Genomic DNA, 18,794 nt, shown 5'->3' on the forward strand with positions numbered 1-18,794 from the left:
ACCCGAGTGATAACGAACGGACGAAGTAATTCACGAATTATTTTTTGATAATCTTTGAAAATAAAATTCGAGAATTCGTGGCAAAAAAATCTCTCAAAAAATTTCCATTAGGCTGAGCGGAGTCGAAGCCCTTTTTAAACAAAAAACCCGACAGATTTAAAATCTGTCGGGTTTACTTTTATAAATAAATTGAGATTATTTAGCAATCGTCAATTCGTCAATAATGTTTTTAGCTCCGGCGTATTTGTCGATAATCCAAAGTACATAACGAATATCAACATTGATAGTTCTTTGTAATTTAGGATCAAAAATAACATCTCCAGCCATAGCTTCGATATTTCCGTCAAAAGCAATTCCAATTAATTCTCCTTTTCCGTTAAGAACCGGTGAACCAGAGTTTCCTCCTGTAATATCGTTATCTGTCAAGAAGTTTACTGGCATATATCCTGCTTTATCAGCATATTGTCCGTAATCTTTTTTCTTGTTCAATTCTAACAAACGTTTTGGTAAATCAAATTCCTGATCCCCTGCTTTGTATTTTTTCACCATACTTTCCATAGTAGTATAGTTATTAATTTTAGCATCGTTTCTTGGATCTGCAGGTAAAGCACGAACTTTTCCGTAAGTCAATCTTAAAGTAGAGTTGGCATCAGGATACTGAATTGTGTTTAATTTTGATTCTCTTAAACCTTCAACCAATTCGCGGAAAGCAGTTGCAAAACCATCATCAGCTTTTGCCTGATCATCCGTTTTAGCACGGTATTTTGTCATCAAATCATTAGAAATAATATACAACGGATCGTGTACAATTGCCAATGGTTTTGGATCAGCCATAAATGCCAATACTTTTTCTTTAGTTGTAAAGTAACTTATTTCAGTAGCTTTTGCAACGTCTGCAGTAAAGTCACCATTGTTTTCTGATTTCATTTTAGCTACCTGAGTACCTAAACCATATTCAGCACCTTTAGAAGTATATAAATTCAATTGTGCTGCAAAAATATCTTTTTCAAGAGGCGCATAAAACTCACCATAAATGTTGTCAATCATTGTATTGATCTTAGGCAACATCTCAGCTTTCTTAGCATCATTTTCATTATAGTAAGCGATCAAAGCATTACCTAAATTTGCTGGTCCCGCTGCATAAGCTGACGTACGCAAAAGTTGCATTAAGTAATTATCATGAGTTGCTTTTAAATTTGTCGATCTGTAATAATCATTAATAGTAGGAATTACATTCTCGTACTTTTCTTTATTAGCAGGTTTAGTTGCCCACTCGTAGAATTTATCTTCTTGTCCCGTTTTAACATCTACTGTACCAGCTTTTGTTAAGGCATCAATCATTCCCTGACGGTTTTTCCAGTAGTTTGCAGTCGAAGCATATTTAGACGCGTATTGCAAACGAACTGTTGCATCTTTGTCCATATACTTTTTCATTACATCCATTCCGGTTTTAGCACCTTCAACCCATGCAGGGTAAGCATATTTAATGTTTTGCTCGATTCCACCAGCTGGCATCCAACGGTTTGTTCTTCCAGGATATCCTAAAATCATCGCAAAATCATTTTCTTTAACACCTTTAATACTTACTGGTAAGTAATGTTTAGGTTGCAAAGGCACATTGTCTTTAGAATAAGCTGCAGGATTTCCGTCTTTGTCAGCATAAACTCTAAACATAGAGAAATCTCCTGTTTGACGAGGCCACTCCCAGTTATCAGTGTCTCCACCAAATTTACCAACACTTTCAGGAGGTGTTCCTACTAAACGAACGTCTGTATAATCCTGGTAAACGAAATAGTAATACTCATTTCCCTGAAAGAAAGGACGAACAGAAACAGTATATTTTCCGCCTTCGTTGTTTTCTTTTTCAATCAAATTGATTTCTTGCTGAATGATTTTGTTTCTTTCAGTTTCTGTCATTTGATCATTTACTTTTGATAAAATTCTTTTAGAAACATCATCCATACGAACAAAGAAACGAACGTATAATGATTTTGGTTTCATTTCGGCGCTTTTCTCTTTTGCCCAAAAACCATCTTTTAAATAATTTTGTTCTGCTGTAGAAAGTTCAGCAATTGCATTATATCCACAGTGGTGATTAGTTAATACTAATCCGTTTTTAGAAACGATCTCAGCTGTACAACCTCCGTTAAATTGTACAATCGCATCTTTCAAACTATGGTGGTTAATGCTGTAAATTTCTTCGGCTGTTAGTTGCAAGCCCATTTTCTCCATATCTCTATGGTTTAATCTTTCGATAAACATCAAGAACCACATTCCCTCATCAGCCTTTACAGGAAAAGCCATTAGGCACATGGTCAAGAATAAAACTACTTTTTTCATGTTATTTTGTTTAAGTTCTGCGAATATACTTCATTTTCGCAACAAATAATAACTCAGACCTCCAAAATCGAAACATATGAAATCCTTTAAAGCTTGGTTTTACGAATTTCGCAAATCGTATAAAAACAAAAATTAAGATTGTATTATGAAATAAAAGACAGGTAAATCCTAAAATTTAAATGAAATTAAAAATAAACAATTTGAGAAATCAACAATTTTATAATAATTAACTTTCAAAAGTAAAATTAACTTATAATTTATTTCTTACAAAAAATAAAACATATAGCTTTGTAGAAATAAATTAATCAATAAAAAAATGAAAAAATTATTAGTTGTTGTTGCTCTGTTTGTGGCAACTCTTTCAAACGCACAAAAGGGTCATATCTTTTTAGGTGGAGACGTAGGTTATTCATCAGAAAAAATTGGAGATGCTAAATCTACCAATTTCGAATTTGCACCAAGAGTTGGTTATATGTTCGCGAATACCTGGGGTGTTGGTGTAGAAGGATCGATTCAGAACATTGACCTTGCTGGATCACCTAAAACTGAAAGATATAAAATAGGAGGCTTTTTGCGTTACATTACCCCTATTACCGAAACTTTTGCTTTTTATGCAGATCTTGGAGGAGGTTACCAAACTTATTCTGTTAACGACGCAAAAGGTATGTATGCCTTTTTTACCCCGAATCTGTCTATTAACGTTAAACATGGCGTAGCATTGAATTTCTCTATTGGAGGGATTAAGTACGATAACCTGGATGGGCACAATGACCCAAGACAGGAACGTTTTAGTTTCGATTTTGGAAACTCATTTAACATTGGGATTTCTAAAAATTTCTCATTGTAGATTTCTAGTTTTCAACTAATAATTAAGCTGAAACATTTTTTTGTTTTTTTCGTTGAAAACAAAAAAACCCGACAATCAAAAATTGTCGGGTTTTATATTTTACGCTATCTTATTTACTCGTTTAGCATCTTCCAAAGTTTATCTTTAAGATCAGTTAATCCTTGTTGGGCAACTGATGAAATAAACATGTATGGAACATCTTTGAAAGCAACATCTAATTCTGTTTTTAATTCCGCTTTAAGTTCGTCATCCAGCATATCACATTTAGAGATTACTAAAAGACGTTCTTTGTCTAACATTTCAGGATTATATTTAGTCAATTCGTTTACCAAAATATCATATTCTCCTTTAATGTCCGGTGTATCAACAGGAACTAAAAACAACAATGTTGAGTTACGCTCTATATGACGCAGGAAATAATGTCCTAAACCTTTTCCTTCTGCAGCACCTTCTATAATACCCGGAATATCTGCAATTACAAAAGATTGAAAATCTCTGTAAGCAACAATTCCTAAGTTTGGTTTTAGAGTTGTAAAAGGATAATCGGCAATTTTTGGTTTCGCTGAAGTTAATACCGATAATAAAGTTGATTTTCCAGCATTTGGAAATCCTACTAAACCTACATCGGCTAAAACTTTAAGCTCTAAAATTACATCCATTTCTACACCCGGTAAACCTGGTTGTGCGTATCTTGGAGTCTGATTGGTTGAACTTCTAAAATGCCAGTTTCCTAAACCACCTTTTCCTCCTTTAGAAAGGATTCTTTTTTCACCATCTTCGGTAATTTCGAATAAGGTTTCTCCGGTTTCTTTATCTTTTACGACAGTCCCTAAAGGCACTTCGATGTATTTATCTTCTCCATCGGCACCTGTACTACGATCTCCTCCTCCGTCTCCACCGTGACCGGCTTTGATATGACGAGCAAATTTTAAGTGAAATAATGTCCACAAACCTTTATTTCCTACTAAATACACGTGTCCGCCGCGGCCACCATCACCACCGTCCGGGCCACCTTTTTCAATAAATTTCTCTCTATGTAAATGTGTAGATCCTTTTCCTCCCTTTCCGGAAGAAACATATATCTTAACATAATCTACAAAATTTCCTTCTGTCATTGTTTTGAATTTCAGACTTTAGATTTTAGATTTTAGATTGCTCTAAATCGTATGTCTAACTTCTATTGTTTTTGTATTCAGCCTCAGTTTTGGTTTCTAGCGCAAACTGCGATAAAAACTGTGACTGAAAACTATTTTATTCTCTCTTTATTCTTTAAGTGCTTTTACTAACACTTTATCAATCTTAACGCCATCCATATCGATGACTTCTAACACAAATTTTTGCCAGATTAATTTCTCGCCTTCTTTCGGGATATGAGAAAGTTCGGTCATAATCATTCCGCTTACGGTATTTACTTCGTAATCATTTGTCAATTCGTCTAACTCGAAATAAGTCAGGAAATCGTGTAATGAATAATGTCCGTCTACCAGCCATGTGCCATCTTCTCTTTCTACTAGTTGAAATTCATCTTTATAAAAATCAGATGCATCTCCTACTAAAGCTTCCAAAATGTCATTTAAAGTAATAATTCCCTGAAAAACTCCATATTCGTCAGAAACTAAAGCGTAATGAACTCCTGTTTTCTTAAAATTTTCCAGTGCTTTATAAGCTGTCGTTTGCTCCATTAAATAAGGAGGATCGGTCATTATTGCTGCTAAATCAAAATGATCACTTTCGATGTTGGCAAATATATTTTTAAGGGTTACGATTCCCACAATATCATCGTAATTGTCTCTGTAAACTGGATAAACGGTATGCAAATCCATAAGGACAAGTTCCTTTATTTTTGCTTTATCAGCATTAAAAGGCAACATATCTACCGATTTACGGTGTGTCATTAATGAGTTTACTTTTCTGTCGCCAATATGAAAAACACGTTCTACGATATCTTGTTCGATTTCCTGAACTTCTCCGCCTTCGGTACCTTCTTTTATAATGGCTTTTATTTCTTCTTCAGTAACTTTTCCGTCAGCTGATGGTTTTATTTGCAAAACGTTCAGTAAAAAATCTGTCGAAGTGGTAAGCAACCAAATAAATGGCGCTGTAATAATCGAAATAATTTTCATTGGCATTGCTACCATTTTGGCAATCGATTCCGGATAATTTAACCCGATTCGTTTTGGCAGCAATTCTCCTAAAACTAATGAGAAAAATGTTAAGACTACCACTACAATTCCTACTGCAACTGAATGTGCATAGGGTTTTAAGAAAGAAAATCCGCTAACAAATGTTTCTACGTCTACTGTGATTTTATCACCACTATAAATACCTGTTAAAATCCCGATTAAGGTGATTCCGATTTGTACTGTAGATAAAAACTTGTTTGGTGAATTGGCTAAGTCGAGAGCAATCCTGGCACTTTTATTTCCTTTTTTTGCGGCAGTTTCGAGTCTATTTTTTCGGGCTGAAATAAGTGCAATTTCAGACATAGAGAAAACTCCGTTTAATAGTATTAGAAAAAATATTATTAGTATTTCCAATTTGTGGTTTATTCGTTATTGAATTGTTCGTTAAATGTAATTTGTAATCTAAATGTTATAGCCCAGATGAAAGAGAAAAGCCCGGAGCTAAAAAAACTAATTTTTCTTGCCAGAAAACAGCAACCGAAGGAAGCTCGTTTTATGGTATAGAAAAATAGTTTTTTTTTGCGTCCCGATAGCTATCGGGATTTCACGTACAGCTGGAAAAAGCTTCTACAAATTATCTATAACTGACGTTAATCGCTCTGTAATATCTTCGATAGTTCCGATACCGTTTACGGCGTGAAACTTATTTTGTTCCTTATAATATCCGATTAGTGGAGCAGTTTTTTCATTGTATTCCTGATATCTTACACGAATTTTTTCTTCATCCTGATCATCTACTCTTCCACTTGTTTTTCCTCTTTCCAGTAAACGTGCTACTAGAATTTCATCATCAGCTTCTAATGCGATTGTAGCAGTAACACCTGACCCAATTGTTGGTAAAAATTTATCCAGAGCTTGTGCCTGATCTAATGTTCTTGGATAACCATCGAACAAGAAACCTGCCGTATCCGGGTGTTTGTTTACCTCGTCTATTAACATTGCAGTCGTAACTTCGCAAGGAACCAATTCTCCGTTGTCCATAAAAACTCTTGCTTTTTTACCTAAATCTGTATCATTTTTTAAATTAAAACGAAAAATATCTCCTGTTGAAAGATGAGTTAATTTGTATTTTTCTTTTAAAAATTCTGCCTGAGTTCCTTTTCCTGCGCCCGGCTTTCCAAATAAAACAATATTAATCATAATATGAGTGAGTGTTGTTACTTCTAATTTTTTATAAGAAGTTTTAAATGAATATATAGTTGTGTGTGTTTATGCTTATTCTGCTAATTTATAGACTTCGGCCAGATTTCTTCCTAAACCATCGTAGTCTAATCCGTAACCAACGATGAATTTATTTGGAATTCTGATTCCGATGTAATCTATTTTAATGTCTTTTTTATAGGCGTCTGGTTTAAAAAACAAAGTGGCAATTTTAAAATGCTTTACGTTTTGTGCTTTAAACAAATGCTTTAATTCTTCGATCGTATTTCCGGTATCAATAATATCTTCGATGATAATTACGGTTCTGCCTGATAAATCCTGATTGATACCAATTAATTCTTTTACAGTATTGGTCGTTTCAGTTCCTTCGTAAGAGGCCATTTTGATAAATGAAATCTCGCAAGGTTTTTTATACTTTTTAACAAAATCGGCAACGACCATAAATGCACCATTTAAAACACCAATAAAAATTGGAGTATCGTCTCCAAAATCATCCTCTACCTGTGCTACTAATTTGGTCAAAGCAAAATCAATTTCTTTGGCCGAAATAAACGGAACAAATTGTTTATCGTGAAGTTGTATCATTATTTTTATGTTTAAAATAATGGGCAAAGATACAGAATTACAACCAAACTGTAAGTATCAAAATAGGCTGTACTCGTATTTTTTTAAGAATGTTAAATATCACATAATATTTATAAATGTTTTCTTAAAAACTTTTTTATTTTTACTAAATTGTTGTTCTATAAATATTTAACACTAAATCCCAATGAAAAATACCACACAACTATTTTCAATATCATTATTAGCCATACTAACCGCCTGCAACGGGCAGGTAAAAAAAGAAGAAAAAGAAGCGCTTGCGAAGCAACCTAATGTGGTGGTAAAAACTGCTGTTGGAGATCTGACATTGCCTCCGCCTTATGCTACCGAATCTAAATCTAACAATAGTAAAGTGATTGGATGGCCTGAAGGGAAAACACCTATTGCGACTGAAGGTTTTACGGTTACTAAATTTGCTGATGGTTTCGAAAATCCGCGTTGGACTTATATCGCGCCAAACAATGATATTTTTGTGGTAGAAAGCGGCACAAGAACGAGTAAAAATCAAATTACGGTTTTACGTGATAAAGATAAAGACGGTAAGTTTGAAACGCGTGAAGTTTTTATAAAAGACTTAAATAAACCTTTTGGAATGTTGGTTCTAAAAGACTTTTTCTACATTGCAAACACGGATGGTTTATACCGATATCCTTATAAAAACAATCCGTTAAAACTAGAAACTAAGGGAACTAAAATTCTTGAACTTCCTGCCGGAGGGTACAACAATCACTGGACAAGAAATATAATCTCAAATCCTGAGGGAACAAAAATTTACGTTTCTGTAGGTTCCGGAAGTAATGTGGGGGAAAATGGAATGGATAAAGAGATACGTCGTGCTGATATTCTTGAAATTAATCCTGACGGAACTGGTGAAAAAATATATGCTGCCGGACTTAGAAACCCTGTTGGAATGGATTGGAATCCGGTAAACAAGGAACTTTGGACAGCGGTTAACGAACGTGATGAATTGGGTGACGATCTTGTTCCTGATTATGTAACGAGCGTAAAAAGAGATGGTTTCTATGGTTGGCCTTATTCTTATTATGGTAATATTCCTGATCCTAGAATGAAAGGTGAACGTAAAGATTTAGTAGCAAAAGCTATTGTTCCGGATGTTCCGGTTGGTCCTCATACGGCTTCGTTAGGTTTGGCTTTTTATACTAAAGATACTTTTCCTGCAAAATACAAAAACGGAATTTTCGTAGGACAACACGGTTCCTGGAATCGCTCTAAAATATCGGGTTATAAAGTAGTCTTTGTTCCTTTTTCAAACGGAAAACCTTCTGGAAAACCGGAAGATTTTTTAACTGGTTTTATTGCTAATGCTGATAAAGCAGAGGTTTACGGACGTCCGGTTGCGGTAACGGTTACGCCAGACGGATCGCTGTTGGTGAATGATGATAGCGGAAATACTATTTGGAAGGTAACTGCGAACAAATAAAAGTAAATTCCAATATTTAAATTCCAAATTCCAATTTTAATGGGGGATTTAAAATGTATGTTTTTTTACCGCAAAAAAAGCAAAGATTTTTTTCTGTAGTTTTTATAAAAATGCAAAGTTCGCAAAGCTTTGCGCCATTTTTGTCATTTGGAGGAACGAGAAATCACACTAGAAACTCCGCAATCAAATCGACAATCTTTGTCGAATCCCGAGTGTGATTTCTCGTTCCTCGAAATGACAAGATTGCGGTTAAACTTTGCGGTTAATCTTTTTATTCCCAACAAACTCTTTTATGATTTTAAAAAAATATTGTTTTCTGTTTTTTGTGTTTTGCATTTTTCAAAATAGTAAAGCACAAGAAAAAGAAAGCAAAACTATAGATTCTGTAAAAACTCAAAAATTAGATGAAATCATTATAAGTCCGCTTCATGTTAATAATCGTTTGCAGAATACACCGGCTGCAATTGGTATTTTATCTAAAAAAGAGCTTTTACAAAATAACGCTACCGATATTACAACCGTAATCAATACGATTCCGGGAGTTTTTATGCAATCATCGAATTTTACGACAACCCGAATTTCGATTCGTGGTATTGGCGCAAGATCTCCGTACGGAACCAATAAAATCAGGGCTTTTTATGGCAGTATTCCGCTAACATCCGGAAACAGCGAAACGGTTATTGATGATATTGATCTGGAAAATATAGGACAACTTGAAGTTATTAAAGGTCCGCTTTCGAGTATTTATGGCGCTGGTTTGGGCGGTGCGATTTTAATTTCACCTCAACTTTCTAAGATAACTGGAAAAAATGCCAGTGTAAGCAGCGTCTTTGGCTCGTTTGGATTACTCAAAAACAGTTTGAATTATAGTTTGAATAAAAATAATTCAAGCGTTAATATCAGCTATCACAATCTTAAAACCGATGGATGGAGAGAAAACAGTTCGTACAAGCGTGAAGGTGTTACACTTGCAGGAGAATTATTCAGGAAAGAAAACAGCAAGCTTACTTATTTTTCAAATTATACTTATTTAAAAGCTTACATACCAAGTTCTATAACTAAAGAAGTTTTTGATTCTAATCCTAAATTGGGTGCTGCAACCTGGGTGGCCTCAAAAGGTTTTAAGAAATACAAATCGACCTTGGCGGGATTGGCTTATGATTTTAAAATTAATGATCATCTGAATAATTCAACTTCAATTTTTGTGAATTATAAGGATAGCAACGAACCACGACCTTTTGATATTTTACGTCAATATACTTTTGGAACCGGAGGAAGAACGCAATTTTCGGGAAATTTTAAAATTAGTAAAGTTGAAAATCAATTCATAGCCGGAATTGAATATTTTACTGATAATTACAGCGGAAATACTTTCGAAAATTTATATAAAACCAATAACGGACAAGGCAGCCTGCAGGGCAAACAACTTACCGAAACAGATCAGAAAAGGCATTTTTATAACATATTCGCCCAATTAAGAACATTACTTTCAGATCAGTTTGAAATTCAGGCAGGATTAAACTATAATGAGACTCATTTTGAGTTAACAAATTTTCTACCAAATAAAACGGCAACGGAAAAGTACAGCTACGACGGGATTTTTTCTCCACAACTGTCTTTTCTTTTCAAACCCAATCAGGAACGAACTTTTTATTTCTCTGTAAGTCGAGGATTTTCATTGCCTGCTACCGAAGAAACACTTACAAGTTCCGGCAACATTAATCCCGATATAAAACCGGAAAGCGGTTATAATTTTGAAGCGGGCGGAAAGTTCTATTTCTTCAATAAAAACCTTTATACAGAATTTGCGGTTTACCGAATGGAAATAAAAGATTTATTGGTAGCCAAAAGAATTGGTGACGATCAATATGAAGGTATAAATGCCGGCAAAACGTTTCATGAAGGAATCGAAGTTTCGGCAAAACACAATTGGGTCATTAATCATTTTTTTACTTTGAATTCTTTTATTGGTGCATCATTAGGCAAATATGAGTTTAAAGATTTTGTCGATAACGGAAATGATTATTCCGGCAATAAACTAACCGGTGTTGCGGCGAATAAAGTAAATGCCGGAATAATTTTAAATACTTATTTGGGTATTTATTTTTCTGCCGATTTTCAGTTTACAGATAAAATTCCGCTAAACGATGCCAATTCTGCCTATTCAGATTCTTATCATATCATCAATTTAAAAACAGGTTATCGTTTTGAAATTCTGCCCAATCTCAATACCAATTTAGCTTTTGGCATTAATAATGTTACTGATGAAAAATATGCCTCAATGATTTTGCCCAACGCCGTTGCAGTTGGCAACGCAAGTCCCAGATATTATTACCCGGGCTTACCTACTAACTATTACGGAACTATTTCACTAAATTACTTATTTTAGATGGCTAATAAACCGAAAAAAATGTTGTCTGAATTACAAGCAAAACTAGACTATGTAAATGCTTACAGAGAAAACCGACTTATGGCGGCTCAGTACGTTTTAGAAAACCAGCATTTATTTGGAGAATTGGTTACGATTTGTTTTTCGCCCGAAGACAAAAACAATCATAAAGCTTGTTGGATTTTAGAGTTTGTGTCTTACGAAGAATTAATTTGGCTGCAACCTCATCTTGATTTTTTATCTTCTAATTTGAAAGTTTTAAAAGACGAAAGTGCCATTAGACCAATTGCAAAAGTGGTTCAGCTTTTAGTGAAATCGCATTATAAAAAAAATGATGACAGTATTTTACTTTCCGAAGAAAATCTTCAAGATTGTATCGAAGCTTCTTTTGATTGGTTAATAAATGATGTAAAAGTTGCGACAAAAGCGTATTCTATCAGAACATTATATGTTTTAGGAAATCATTACGACTGGATTCATCCTGAACTTCAAATGATCCTGAACAAAGATTATGGAGATCATTCCGCCGCTTATAAAGCTGTAGCCAAAGAAGTCTTAAAGAAGATTGAAAAGTAAATTTTAAAGTTCGCCACGAATTACACAAATTAGCTCGAATTTTTATCTGCAAAATTTAACATCCTGCTTTGTGATCTTTGCATACTTTTAAAAATTAAGACTTTGCAAACTCTGCGAAACCTTTGTGCTCTGTGCGTTTAATTTTTTAGCCACAGATTAAAAGGATTAGAATCTTTTTTTTTGCCACTAATTACTCGAATTTCCACGAATTTTTAGCTCCAAAATTTAGCAAACAGCTTTGTGAACTTTGCTACTATTCATAGCTTCAACTAATAAACTTTGCGAACTTTGCGAAACCTTTGCGTTCTTTGCGGTTAAATTTTTAACCACAGATTAAAAGGATTATAATGATTTTTACGTCGCCACGAATTACACGAATTATATTTTGTCAAAAGTGAAGTTTAAAATTTGTGTAATTCGTGGCAAAAAAAATAATCTCACTGCAAATTGTGGCAAAAAAGATTAAAAAGTATCTTTGCACAAACACAACTACAATGAACTATTTTTCTTCTGATTTTAAATTAGGAATATTAGGTGGCGGACAATTAGGTAAAATGCTTTTGTTTGACACTCGAAAATTTGATATACAAACTTATGTTTTAGATCCGAGTGACGAAGCTCCGAGTAAAATTGCCTGCAATAAATTCTTCCAGGGCGATTTGATGGATTATGAAACGGTTTACAATTTTGGAAAACAAGTCGATGTTTTGACTTTCGAAATTGAATTGGTTAATCTTGAAGCTTTAACGCAATTAGAAAATGAAGGCTTAAAAGTATATCCTTCTCCAAAAACTTTAAAAGGAATTCAGAATAAAGGAGTTCAAAAAGATTTTTATACCGAAAGTAATATCCCAACTGCAGCCTATTTAAGATTTGAAAGTCCGGCACATTTGCAAAAATCAGTTGGAAATAATGAAATCACGATTCCGTTTGTTTGGAAATGTACCGAGTTTGGTTACGACGGAAATGGTGTAAAAGTAATTCGTCAGATTTCTGATATGGATGATTTACCAAATGTAGAATGTATCGCAGAAACTATGGTTCCGTTCAAAAACGAATTGGCGGTTATCGTAGTAAGGAATCCATCGGGAGAAATTAAAACCTATCCGGTTGTCGAAATGGAATTTCACCCAGAAGCCAACCAAGTAGAATACGTAATTTGCCCAGCCCGAATCGACGAAAAAGTTGCCGAAAAAGCCAGAGCAATTGCTTTGAATGTTTCGGAGAAATTCAATCACGTTGGTCTATTAGCAGTTGAAATGTTCCAAACTCATGAAGATGAAATTTTGGTAAACGAAGTTGCTCCTCGCCCACACAATTCTGGCCATTACTCTATCGAAGCAAGTTATACTTCACAATTCGAAAATCATTTGCGTGCCATTCTAGATCTTCCGTTAGGAAATACAGATAGTAAAGTTGCCGGTGTTATGGTAAACTTAGTGGGTGCCGAAGGTTTCTCTGGAGATGTTGTTTACGAAAATATCGAAACCATTTTAGGTTGGGATGGTGTTACACCACATATTTACGGAAAGAAACAAACACGTCCATTCAGAAAAATGGGTCACGTTACGATTGTCAACGAAAACATGAATGAAGCCAGAAGAATTGCTGAAGATGTTAAGAACACTATTAAAGTAATTAGTATATAGTTTTCAGTCGCAGTCACAGTTTTCAGTCTCAACAAAAACTTGAAACCTGAAACTTTAAACAACAAAACAAACAAAACACACTATGAGCAAAGTAGCCATTATAATGGGAAGTATCTCTGACATGCCAGTCATGCAAGATGCCATCGACATATTAAAACAATTCAATATTGAAACCGAAGTAGATATCGTTTCGGCGCACAGAACGCCGGAAAAATTATTCGATTTTAGTAAAAATGCACATACTCGCGGAATTTCGGTTATTATTGCCGGAGCTGGCGGAGCGGCACATTTACCTGGAATGGTTGCTTCGATGTCGCCACTTCCTGTAATTGGCGTTCCAGTAAAATCAAGCAATTCTATCGATGGTTGGGATTCGGTTTTATCGATTCTACAAATGCCGGGCGGAGTTCCTGTTGCAACTGTTGCATTAAACGGAGCAAAAAATGCTGGAATTTTGGCAGCACAAATTATCGGAAGTCACGATAAAAAAGTATTAGATACTATTATTGCTTACAAAGAAGAACTAAAAGCAGCGGTTAATAAAGCAGCTGAAAGTTTAAAATAGTTTTCAGTCACAGTTTTCAGTCACAATTTACAGTATAAACTGTGACTGAAAACTGAAAACTAAAATTATGCTTCGTCTTCAATTTGTTCCAAGACAGACTCAAATTCATATTCATTGATATCTTCGCTATTGATCCAATTTTCAGAAGTAACCAAGTTGTAATTTATATCGTCTGTTGTTGTCAATTCCCAAACTATATCTTCAGCTTCAGGAAACGGAATATTTTGTGACATTTGATTTTCGAACAATCTTTTAATCAAATTTCTATCGGATAAACCATTATTCAATAATTTCAGTACATTTTCAGCCGTCAATTTTTGTGGTTCGTTATCATTTGGAGTCATTGAAAAATGAACAATAGAAGCTTTTGCATTCGGAAATTTTCCGTTGTACGCTTTAAAAAGCAATTGATTAATGTGAAACAAAGTTCCTTGCATGTCTATCTCTGGATATTCCTCACAAACTTTATCAATTAACATGTCGTGCGCAATTTGCTCGATTTGCCCTTCGGTTAATCTTTCCGGAAGTTTATATTTTAATACTATTTCGGCTGCTTCATTTGGTTCGTAATCCGAGATCGCCATTTCTAATAATTCGGGCAAACTTGCTTTGTCTGCTGTTGCTCCGTCAGGATAATTGAATTTTTCTAATAACTGAACAAGATCTTCATCAGACCAATATCCTTCTACTTCGTTAACCGTATCTATTCTCTTTATTACAATTTGATAATTCATCGTTTTTCTGTTTTACAATTTCTGATTAGCATTTATAGTTCTAATCACATTTTTTCAATTTACGCTTTTAAAAATCTACACAGCAATAAATAACATATCTATAACACAATTTAAGAGGATTTTATGCCGAGAATCGATCTGGTTTAGACAATTAGATTTTTATAAATTGCTATCTTTGAAATTCAAAAATATTGAGTTCAATTCATAAAATAATTATATCATAATGAACGTTTTACTTTCAAAATTTACTACCAAACATAACACAGTTCCTTTTTCGCAAATTAAAATTGAAGATTATCTTCCGGCTTTTCAGGAAGGAATTACTTTGGCTAAAGCCGAAATCGATGCAATCGTAAACAATCCCGAAGCACCAACTTTTGAAAATACAGTTGTTGCAATGGATTTTTCAGGAGATATCTTAGATCGTCTTTCAAGTGCTTTCTTTAATTTGAATTCGGCTGAAACGAGTGACGAAATGCAAAAAATCGCTCAGGAAGTTTCGCCTTTATTGTCTGAATTTGGAAATGACATTACATTAAATGCTGCTTTATTTGCCAAAATAAAAACGGTTTACGATCAAAAAGAAACATTAAATCTAAATCCTGAGCAAACTACTCTTTTAGATAAAAAATATAAAAGTTTCTCAAGAAACGGAGCGAATCTACCAGAAGACAAAAAAGATCAATTAAGAGAAATTGATAAAGATTTATCGAAATTGAGTTTACAATTTGGAGAAAATGTTCTAGCAGAAACCAATGCTTTCGAATTGCATTTGACAGATGAGAAAGATTTAGCAGGCTTGCCTGAAGGAACTATCGAAGCAGCAAGATTATTAGCAAAAAGCCAGGGAAAAGAAGGTTGGTTTTTCACTTTAGATCATCCAAGTTATGTTCCGTTTTTGACTTATGCGGATAATCGTGAATTGCGTAAAAAAATGGCGATTGCTTTTGGAGCAAAAGCATTTCAGAATAACGAATTTGACAATCAGGAAAATGTCTTAAAAATTGCCAAATTACGTTTTGAAAGAGCTAATTTATTAGCTTATAAAACTCATGCTCATTTTGTTCTAGAAGAAAGAATGGCTGAAAGTCCGGAGAAAGTTTTCTCTTTCCTGAATGATTTATTGGCTAAAGCAAAACCTGCTGCTCAAAAAGAGTTTGCTGAATTGACGGCTTTCGCCAAAGAACTGGACGGAATCGAACAATTAGAGAAATGGGACGGCGCTTATTATTCTGAAAAATTAAAACAACAGCTTTTTAATTTAGACGATGAAAAACTAAAACCTTATTTTCAATTAGAAAAAGTATTAAATGGTGCTTTTACAGTTGCTAAAAAATTATACGGATTAACATTTACCGAAGTTTTTGATATTGATAAATACCATGAAGAAGTTACAACTTATGAAGTAACCGATGCTGATGGTAATTTAGTTTCGATTTTCTACGCAGATTTCTTCCCAAGAAAAGGGAAAAGAAATGGCGCATGGATGACTTCATTCAAATCGCAATCTATAAAAGATGGCGTAAATGAAAGACCACATATTTCAAACGTTTGTAATTTTACCAAGCCAACAGAAACTAAACCATCATTATTAACTTTTAATGAAGTAACGACTTTATTTCACGAATTTGGTCACGGTTTACACGGAATGTTAGCCAATACAGTTTACCCGAGTTTATCAGGAACTTCTGTTTTCTGGGATTTTGTAGAATTACCAAGTCAGATTATGGAAAACTGGTGTTACGAGCCGGAAGCTTTGGCTTTGTTCGCGAATCATTACGAAACCGGAGAAATTATTCCGATTGAGTATGTTCAGAAAATTAAAGAAAGTGCCAGTTTCCAAGAAGGTTTAGCCACTTTACGTCAGTTAAGTTTTGGTTTATTGGATATGGCTTGGCACGGACAAGACCCAACCAATATTACAGATTTAAAAGCTTTCGAAACAGAACAATTTGCCAATACACAATTGTATCCTGATGTAAAAGAAAATGCGATGAGTACGGCGTTCTCTCATATTTTTCAAGGTGGATATTCTTCTGGATATTACAGCTATAAATGGGCTGAAGTATTAGACGCTGATGCTTTTGAATATTTTCAGGAAAAAGGAATTTTCAATCATGAAGTGGCAACAAAATTTAAAGACAATGTACTTTCAAAAGGAGGAACAGAACATCCGATGATTTTATACAAACGATTTAGAGGTCAGGAACCAAAACCTGAAGCTTTATTGAAAAGAGCAGGATTGCTGTAATTATTTGATACCTTTGTTTAATATTCAAAATATTGAAAGATAAAAATCTATATATTATTGCTGGTTGTAATGGAGCTGGAAAAACTACAGCTTCATATACAATTTTGCCTGAAATTTTGAACTGTAAAGAATTTGTAAATGCAGATGAAATTGCTAAAGGATTATCTCCTTTTCAACCTGAAAAAGTAAGTTTTGAAGCAGAAAGAATAATGCTACATCGTATAGGGGAATTATTAGAGAAAGAAGCTGATTTTGCTTTTGAAACAACACTTTCTGCAAAAAGTTATATTTCAATTATCAAAAAAGCTCAAAGTCAAGGATATTTTGTAACCTTAGTTTTCTTTTGGTTAAACTCCATTGAACTTGCAAAACAAAGAGTAATAATTAGAGTAAGCGAAGGCGGACATAATATTCCGGAAGATGTTATTGAAAGAAGATATACTAGAGGAATTAAGAATTTCTTCAAAATTTATTTAAATGCATGTGACAATGTGATGCTATTTGATAATTCTAACAAATCACCCATTCTTATATTAGAAAAAGAAATTAATGAAGAACCAGTTATTATAGATGAAAATTTATTTAAAAAAATAAATAATTTACAACATGACAAAAGATAAAATTAAAGAATTGCAGAATAAAATAGTTGAAGGTCTTAAAGTTTCATCAAAAAAAATGATTGAAAACAAAAAGAAAATCAATGGAAAAATTGTCGTTTATGCTGATGGAAAGATTCAGACGATAAACGCTGTTGACATTAAAGATTAAATAGTAAGTAAATTGAAAAAAAAATTTAAAATCTTCCTTTATCTCTTAATTATCGGATTAGTTACTATTGTTTCTATAAATTATTACGTGAAATCTTCTACCAAAAAAAACATATACTATTCGATTAAAAGATTCCCTAAAAATGATGTCGGGATTATTTTTGGTGCCGGAATTAACGGAGATCAACCTAGTAAATATTTAAAGGATCGATTAGATGCCGGAATTCTTTTATACAAGGCAAACCGCATTAATAAAATTTTACTTTCAGGAGATAATGGTCGTGATGAATATGATGAATTAACGGTAATGAAAAATTACTGTTTCAATCACGGAGTTGATACCACCAAAATATTTATTGACTATGCAGGATTCGACACTTATTCAACTATGTATCGCGCGAAGCATATTTTCAACATTAAAAGAGCTACTTTAATTTCTCAGGAATATCATTTAAACCGCGCTATTTATATCGGACAAAAACTTGGGATTAAATCGGTTGGATATTCAGCGAATAATGGAGAATATTTAGGGTACAAATATGTTACTTTTAGAGAATATGGTTCTATTTGTAAATCGTTTTTTGATGTTTTGAGAAATCGCGATCCTCGCTTTTTGGGGACTCCAATTGATATTAATGGAGTTTCAAATTATTCTAAAGAAGATAAACGATAAAGAAAACCCGAAACATTTTCTGTTTCGGGTTTTTAATTTAAAATTTCTTCATGTTTGACAACATAAGACAATGCTTCTTTTACAATTTCATTTAAGTTTAATCCTTTTCTGGAGGCTAAAAGAGCTATTTTCTGATGTAACTCTTGAGACACCCTGACATTAAAAGATCCTTTATAGGTTTTATCCGGGACTTTATTCAATAATTTACATGTCTCTAAATAATCATCAACAGCTTCTTTAAAAGATTCTTCCAATTCTGTAACTGAAGAACCTTCAAAAGTTACTAAATCATTTATACCTTGAATTTTCCCAAAGAATATTTTATCATCTGCAGAAAATTCTAATGTACCAATGTACCCAATATATTCTAAGTAGTTTTTCATCTTACAATTCTAAATATTCAATAATGATATCAAGTTGATATCCCTTTAAAACTTTTTGTGGATGCGGTTCATGAAGGCTTATAATCTGTTTATTTTCATTCACAAATTTCCTTCTTGATCCACCTGTTTTTCCTTGTGCAATCTGTTTATAACCAAAATGATTTAGAACTTTCAGCATTTCATCCCAAGAAAAATCTTTTGGTTTTGATTTTAATCTTTCAACAAGTTTATC

18 protein-coding genes are annotated in these 18,794 nt (G+C 33.7%); 10 read left to right on the forward strand and 8 right to left on the reverse strand.

Annotated elements, in window-relative coordinates:
- Positions 1-195 precede the first annotated feature (195 nt).
- Positions 196-2,340, reverse strand: coding sequence for a S46 family peptidase (locus FLACOL7796_RS15220; RefSeq protein WP_173971589.1), 2,145 nt, complete (start codon positions 2,338-2,340; stop codon positions 196-198).
- Positions 2,341-2,656: 316 nt separating this feature from the next.
- Here FLACOL7796_RS15220 and FLACOL7796_RS15225 point away from each other — a divergent pair, with 316 nt between their 5' ends.
- Positions 2,657-3,187 (forward strand): outer membrane beta-barrel protein, encoded by a 531-nt coding sequence (locus FLACOL7796_RS15225; RefSeq protein WP_173971590.1) that lies wholly within the window; start codon positions 2,657-2,659, stop codon positions 3,185-3,187.
- 113 nt (positions 3,188-3,300) lie between these two features.
- Here the strand turns inward: FLACOL7796_RS15225 and obgE are convergent, their stop codons facing one another.
- From obgE to hpt, 4 genes are all read right to left on the reverse strand, one after another.
- Entirely contained in the window at positions 3,301-4,302 is a 1,002-nt protein-coding gene (gene obgE, locus FLACOL7796_RS15230; protein ID WP_173971591.1) for a GTPase ObgE, read from the reverse strand.
- A gap of 147 nt (positions 4,303-4,449) precedes the next feature.
- On the reverse strand, positions 4,450-5,724 hold the full coding sequence (locus FLACOL7796_RS15235; protein ID WP_173971592.1) for a hemolysin family protein: 1,275 nt from the start codon (positions 5,722-5,724) through the stop codon (positions 4,450-4,452).
- Between the two features lie 213 nt (positions 5,725-5,937).
- Positions 5,938-6,510 carry an adenylate kinase gene (locus FLACOL7796_RS24695; RefSeq protein WP_191408431.1) on the reverse strand — a complete coding sequence of 191 codons (573 nt, stop codon included), beginning with the start codon at positions 6,508-6,510 and terminating at the stop codon, positions 5,938-5,940.
- Positions 6,511-6,585: 75 nt separating this feature from the next.
- On the reverse strand, positions 6,586-7,116 hold the full coding sequence (gene hpt, locus FLACOL7796_RS24700; protein WP_191408429.1) for a hypoxanthine phosphoribosyltransferase: 531 nt from the start codon (positions 7,114-7,116) through the stop codon (positions 6,586-6,588).
- A gap of 184 nt (positions 7,117-7,300) precedes the next feature.
- On the opposite strand from hpt, the gene FLACOL7796_RS15245 reads away from it, so the two are divergent.
- The 5 genes from FLACOL7796_RS15245 (at position 7,301) to purE (ending at position 13,754) form a co-directional block, all read left to right on the forward strand.
- Positions 7,301-8,575: a PQQ-dependent sugar dehydrogenase gene (locus FLACOL7796_RS15245; RefSeq protein WP_173971593.1), complete on the forward strand. Its 1,275-nt coding sequence runs from the start codon at positions 7,301-7,303 to the stop codon at positions 8,573-8,575.
- A gap of 292 nt (positions 8,576-8,867) precedes the next feature.
- The gene (locus FLACOL7796_RS15250; RefSeq protein WP_173971594.1) at positions 8,868-10,964 is read left to right on the forward strand and encodes a TonB-dependent receptor; all 2,097 of its coding nucleotides are present in this window, start codon (positions 8,868-8,870) and stop codon (positions 10,962-10,964) included.
- The gene (locus tag FLACOL7796_RS15255; RefSeq protein ID WP_232067387.1) at positions 10,965-11,540 is read left to right on the forward strand and encodes a hypothetical protein; all 576 of its coding nucleotides are present in this window, start codon (positions 10,965-10,967) and stop codon (positions 11,538-11,540) included.
- A gap of 494 nt (positions 11,541-12,034) precedes the next feature.
- Positions 12,035-13,189 carry a 5-(carboxyamino)imidazole ribonucleotide synthase gene (locus FLACOL7796_RS15260; RefSeq protein ID WP_173971595.1) on the forward strand — a complete coding sequence of 385 codons (1,155 nt, stop codon included), beginning with the start codon at positions 12,035-12,037 and terminating at the stop codon, positions 13,187-13,189.
- An 82-nt stretch (positions 13,190-13,271) separates the two neighbouring features.
- Positions 13,272-13,754, forward strand: coding sequence for a 5-(carboxyamino)imidazole ribonucleotide mutase (purE, locus tag FLACOL7796_RS15265; protein WP_173971596.1), 483 nt, complete (start codon positions 13,272-13,274; stop codon positions 13,752-13,754).
- Positions 13,755-13,819: 65 nt separating this feature from the next.
- On the opposite strand, the gene FLACOL7796_RS15270 is transcribed toward purE, so the two are convergent.
- Complete coding sequence (locus FLACOL7796_RS15270) at positions 13,820-14,488, reverse strand: hypothetical protein (RefSeq protein WP_173971597.1); 669 nt, start codon at positions 14,486-14,488, stop codon at positions 13,820-13,822.
- Positions 14,489-14,711: 223 nt separating this feature from the next.
- Here FLACOL7796_RS15270 and FLACOL7796_RS15275 point away from each other — a divergent pair, with 223 nt between their 5' ends.
- Genes FLACOL7796_RS15275 through FLACOL7796_RS15290 form a run of 4 tightly spaced genes read left to right on the forward strand, consistent with a single transcriptional unit; the run spans position 14,712 to position 18,179 of the window.
- Positions 14,712-16,739: a M3 family metallopeptidase gene (locus FLACOL7796_RS15275; protein WP_173971598.1), complete on the forward strand. Its 2,028-nt coding sequence runs from the start codon at positions 14,712-14,714 to the stop codon at positions 16,737-16,739.
- A 32-nt stretch (positions 16,740-16,771) separates the two neighbouring features.
- Positions 16,772-17,359, forward strand: a complete 588-nt coding sequence (locus FLACOL7796_RS15280; protein ID WP_173971599.1) for a zeta toxin family protein — start codon at positions 16,772-16,774, stop codon at positions 17,357-17,359.
- Positions 17,346-17,507, forward strand: a complete 162-nt coding sequence (locus tag FLACOL7796_RS15285) for a hypothetical protein (RefSeq protein WP_154339901.1) — start codon at positions 17,346-17,348, stop codon at positions 17,505-17,507. The genes FLACOL7796_RS15280 and FLACOL7796_RS15285 overlap by 14 nt, the downstream gene beginning before the upstream one ends.
- A gap of 12 nt (positions 17,508-17,519) precedes the next feature.
- Positions 17,520-18,179, forward strand: a complete 660-nt coding sequence (locus tag FLACOL7796_RS15290) for a SanA/YdcF family protein (RefSeq protein ID WP_173971600.1) — start codon at positions 17,520-17,522, stop codon at positions 18,177-18,179.
- A gap of 32 nt (positions 18,180-18,211) precedes the next feature.
- Here the strand turns inward: FLACOL7796_RS15290 and FLACOL7796_RS15295 are convergent, their stop codons facing one another.
- Positions 18,212-18,562: a type II toxin-antitoxin system HicB family antitoxin gene (locus tag FLACOL7796_RS15295; protein WP_173971601.1), complete on the reverse strand. Its 351-nt coding sequence runs from the start codon at positions 18,560-18,562 to the stop codon at positions 18,212-18,214.
- A gap of 1 nt (position 18,563) precedes the next feature.
- A partial coding sequence (locus FLACOL7796_RS15300) for a type II toxin-antitoxin system HicA family toxin (RefSeq protein ID WP_173971602.1) occupies positions 18,564-18,794 on the reverse strand: 231 nt, incomplete at its 5' end.

It is taken from the genome of Flavobacterium bizetiae, from assembly GCF_902804475.1.
Taxonomy (GTDB): Bacteria; Bacteroidota; Bacteroidia; order Flavobacteriales; family Flavobacteriaceae; genus Flavobacterium; species Flavobacterium bizetiae.

Excerpts from the sequence above, each read along its gene's own strand:
- FLACOL7796_RS15260 (WP_173971595.1), top strand. The coding sequence starts at position 12,035 with ATGAACTATTTTTCTTCTGATTTTAAATTAGGAATATTAGGTGGCGGA.
- hpt (WP_191408429.1), bottom strand. The coding sequence starts at position 7,116 with ATGATACAACTTCACGATAAACAATTTGTTCCGTTTATTTCGGCCAAA.
- obgE (WP_173971591.1), bottom strand. The coding sequence starts at position 4,302 with ATGACAGAAGGAAATTTTGTAGATTATGTTAAGATATATGTTTCTTCC.
- FLACOL7796_RS15220 (WP_173971589.1), bottom strand. The coding sequence starts at position 2,340 with ATGAAAAAAGTAGTTTTATTCTTGACCATGTGCCTAATGGCTTTTCCT.
- FLACOL7796_RS15285 (WP_154339901.1), top strand. The coding sequence starts at position 17,346 with ATGACAAAAGATAAAATTAAAGAATTGCAGAATAAAATAGTTGAAGGT.
- FLACOL7796_RS24695 (WP_191408431.1), bottom strand. The coding sequence starts at position 6,510 with ATGATTAATATTGTTTTATTTGGAAAGCCGGGCGCAGGAAAAGGAACT.
- FLACOL7796_RS15245 (WP_173971593.1), top strand. The coding sequence starts at position 7,301 with ATGAAAAATACCACACAACTATTTTCAATATCATTATTAGCCATACTA.
- FLACOL7796_RS15275 (WP_173971598.1), top strand. The coding sequence starts at position 14,712 with ATGAACGTTTTACTTTCAAAATTTACTACCAAACATAACACAGTTCCT.
- FLACOL7796_RS15295 (WP_173971601.1), bottom strand. The coding sequence starts at position 18,562 with ATGAAAAACTACTTAGAATATATTGGGTACATTGGTACATTAGAATTT.
- FLACOL7796_RS15250 (WP_173971594.1), top strand. The coding sequence starts at position 8,868 with ATGATTTTAAAAAAATATTGTTTTCTGTTTTTTGTGTTTTGCATTTTT.
- FLACOL7796_RS15270 (WP_173971597.1), bottom strand. The coding sequence starts at position 14,488 with ATGAATTATCAAATTGTAATAAAGAGAATAGATACGGTTAACGAAGTA.
- FLACOL7796_RS15225 (WP_173971590.1), top strand. The coding sequence starts at position 2,657 with ATGAAAAAATTATTAGTTGTTGTTGCTCTGTTTGTGGCAACTCTTTCA.
- purE (WP_173971596.1), top strand. The coding sequence starts at position 13,272 with ATGAGCAAAGTAGCCATTATAATGGGAAGTATCTCTGACATGCCAGTC.
- FLACOL7796_RS15255 (WP_232067387.1), top strand. The coding sequence starts at position 10,965 with ATGGCTAATAAACCGAAAAAAATGTTGTCTGAATTACAAGCAAAACTA.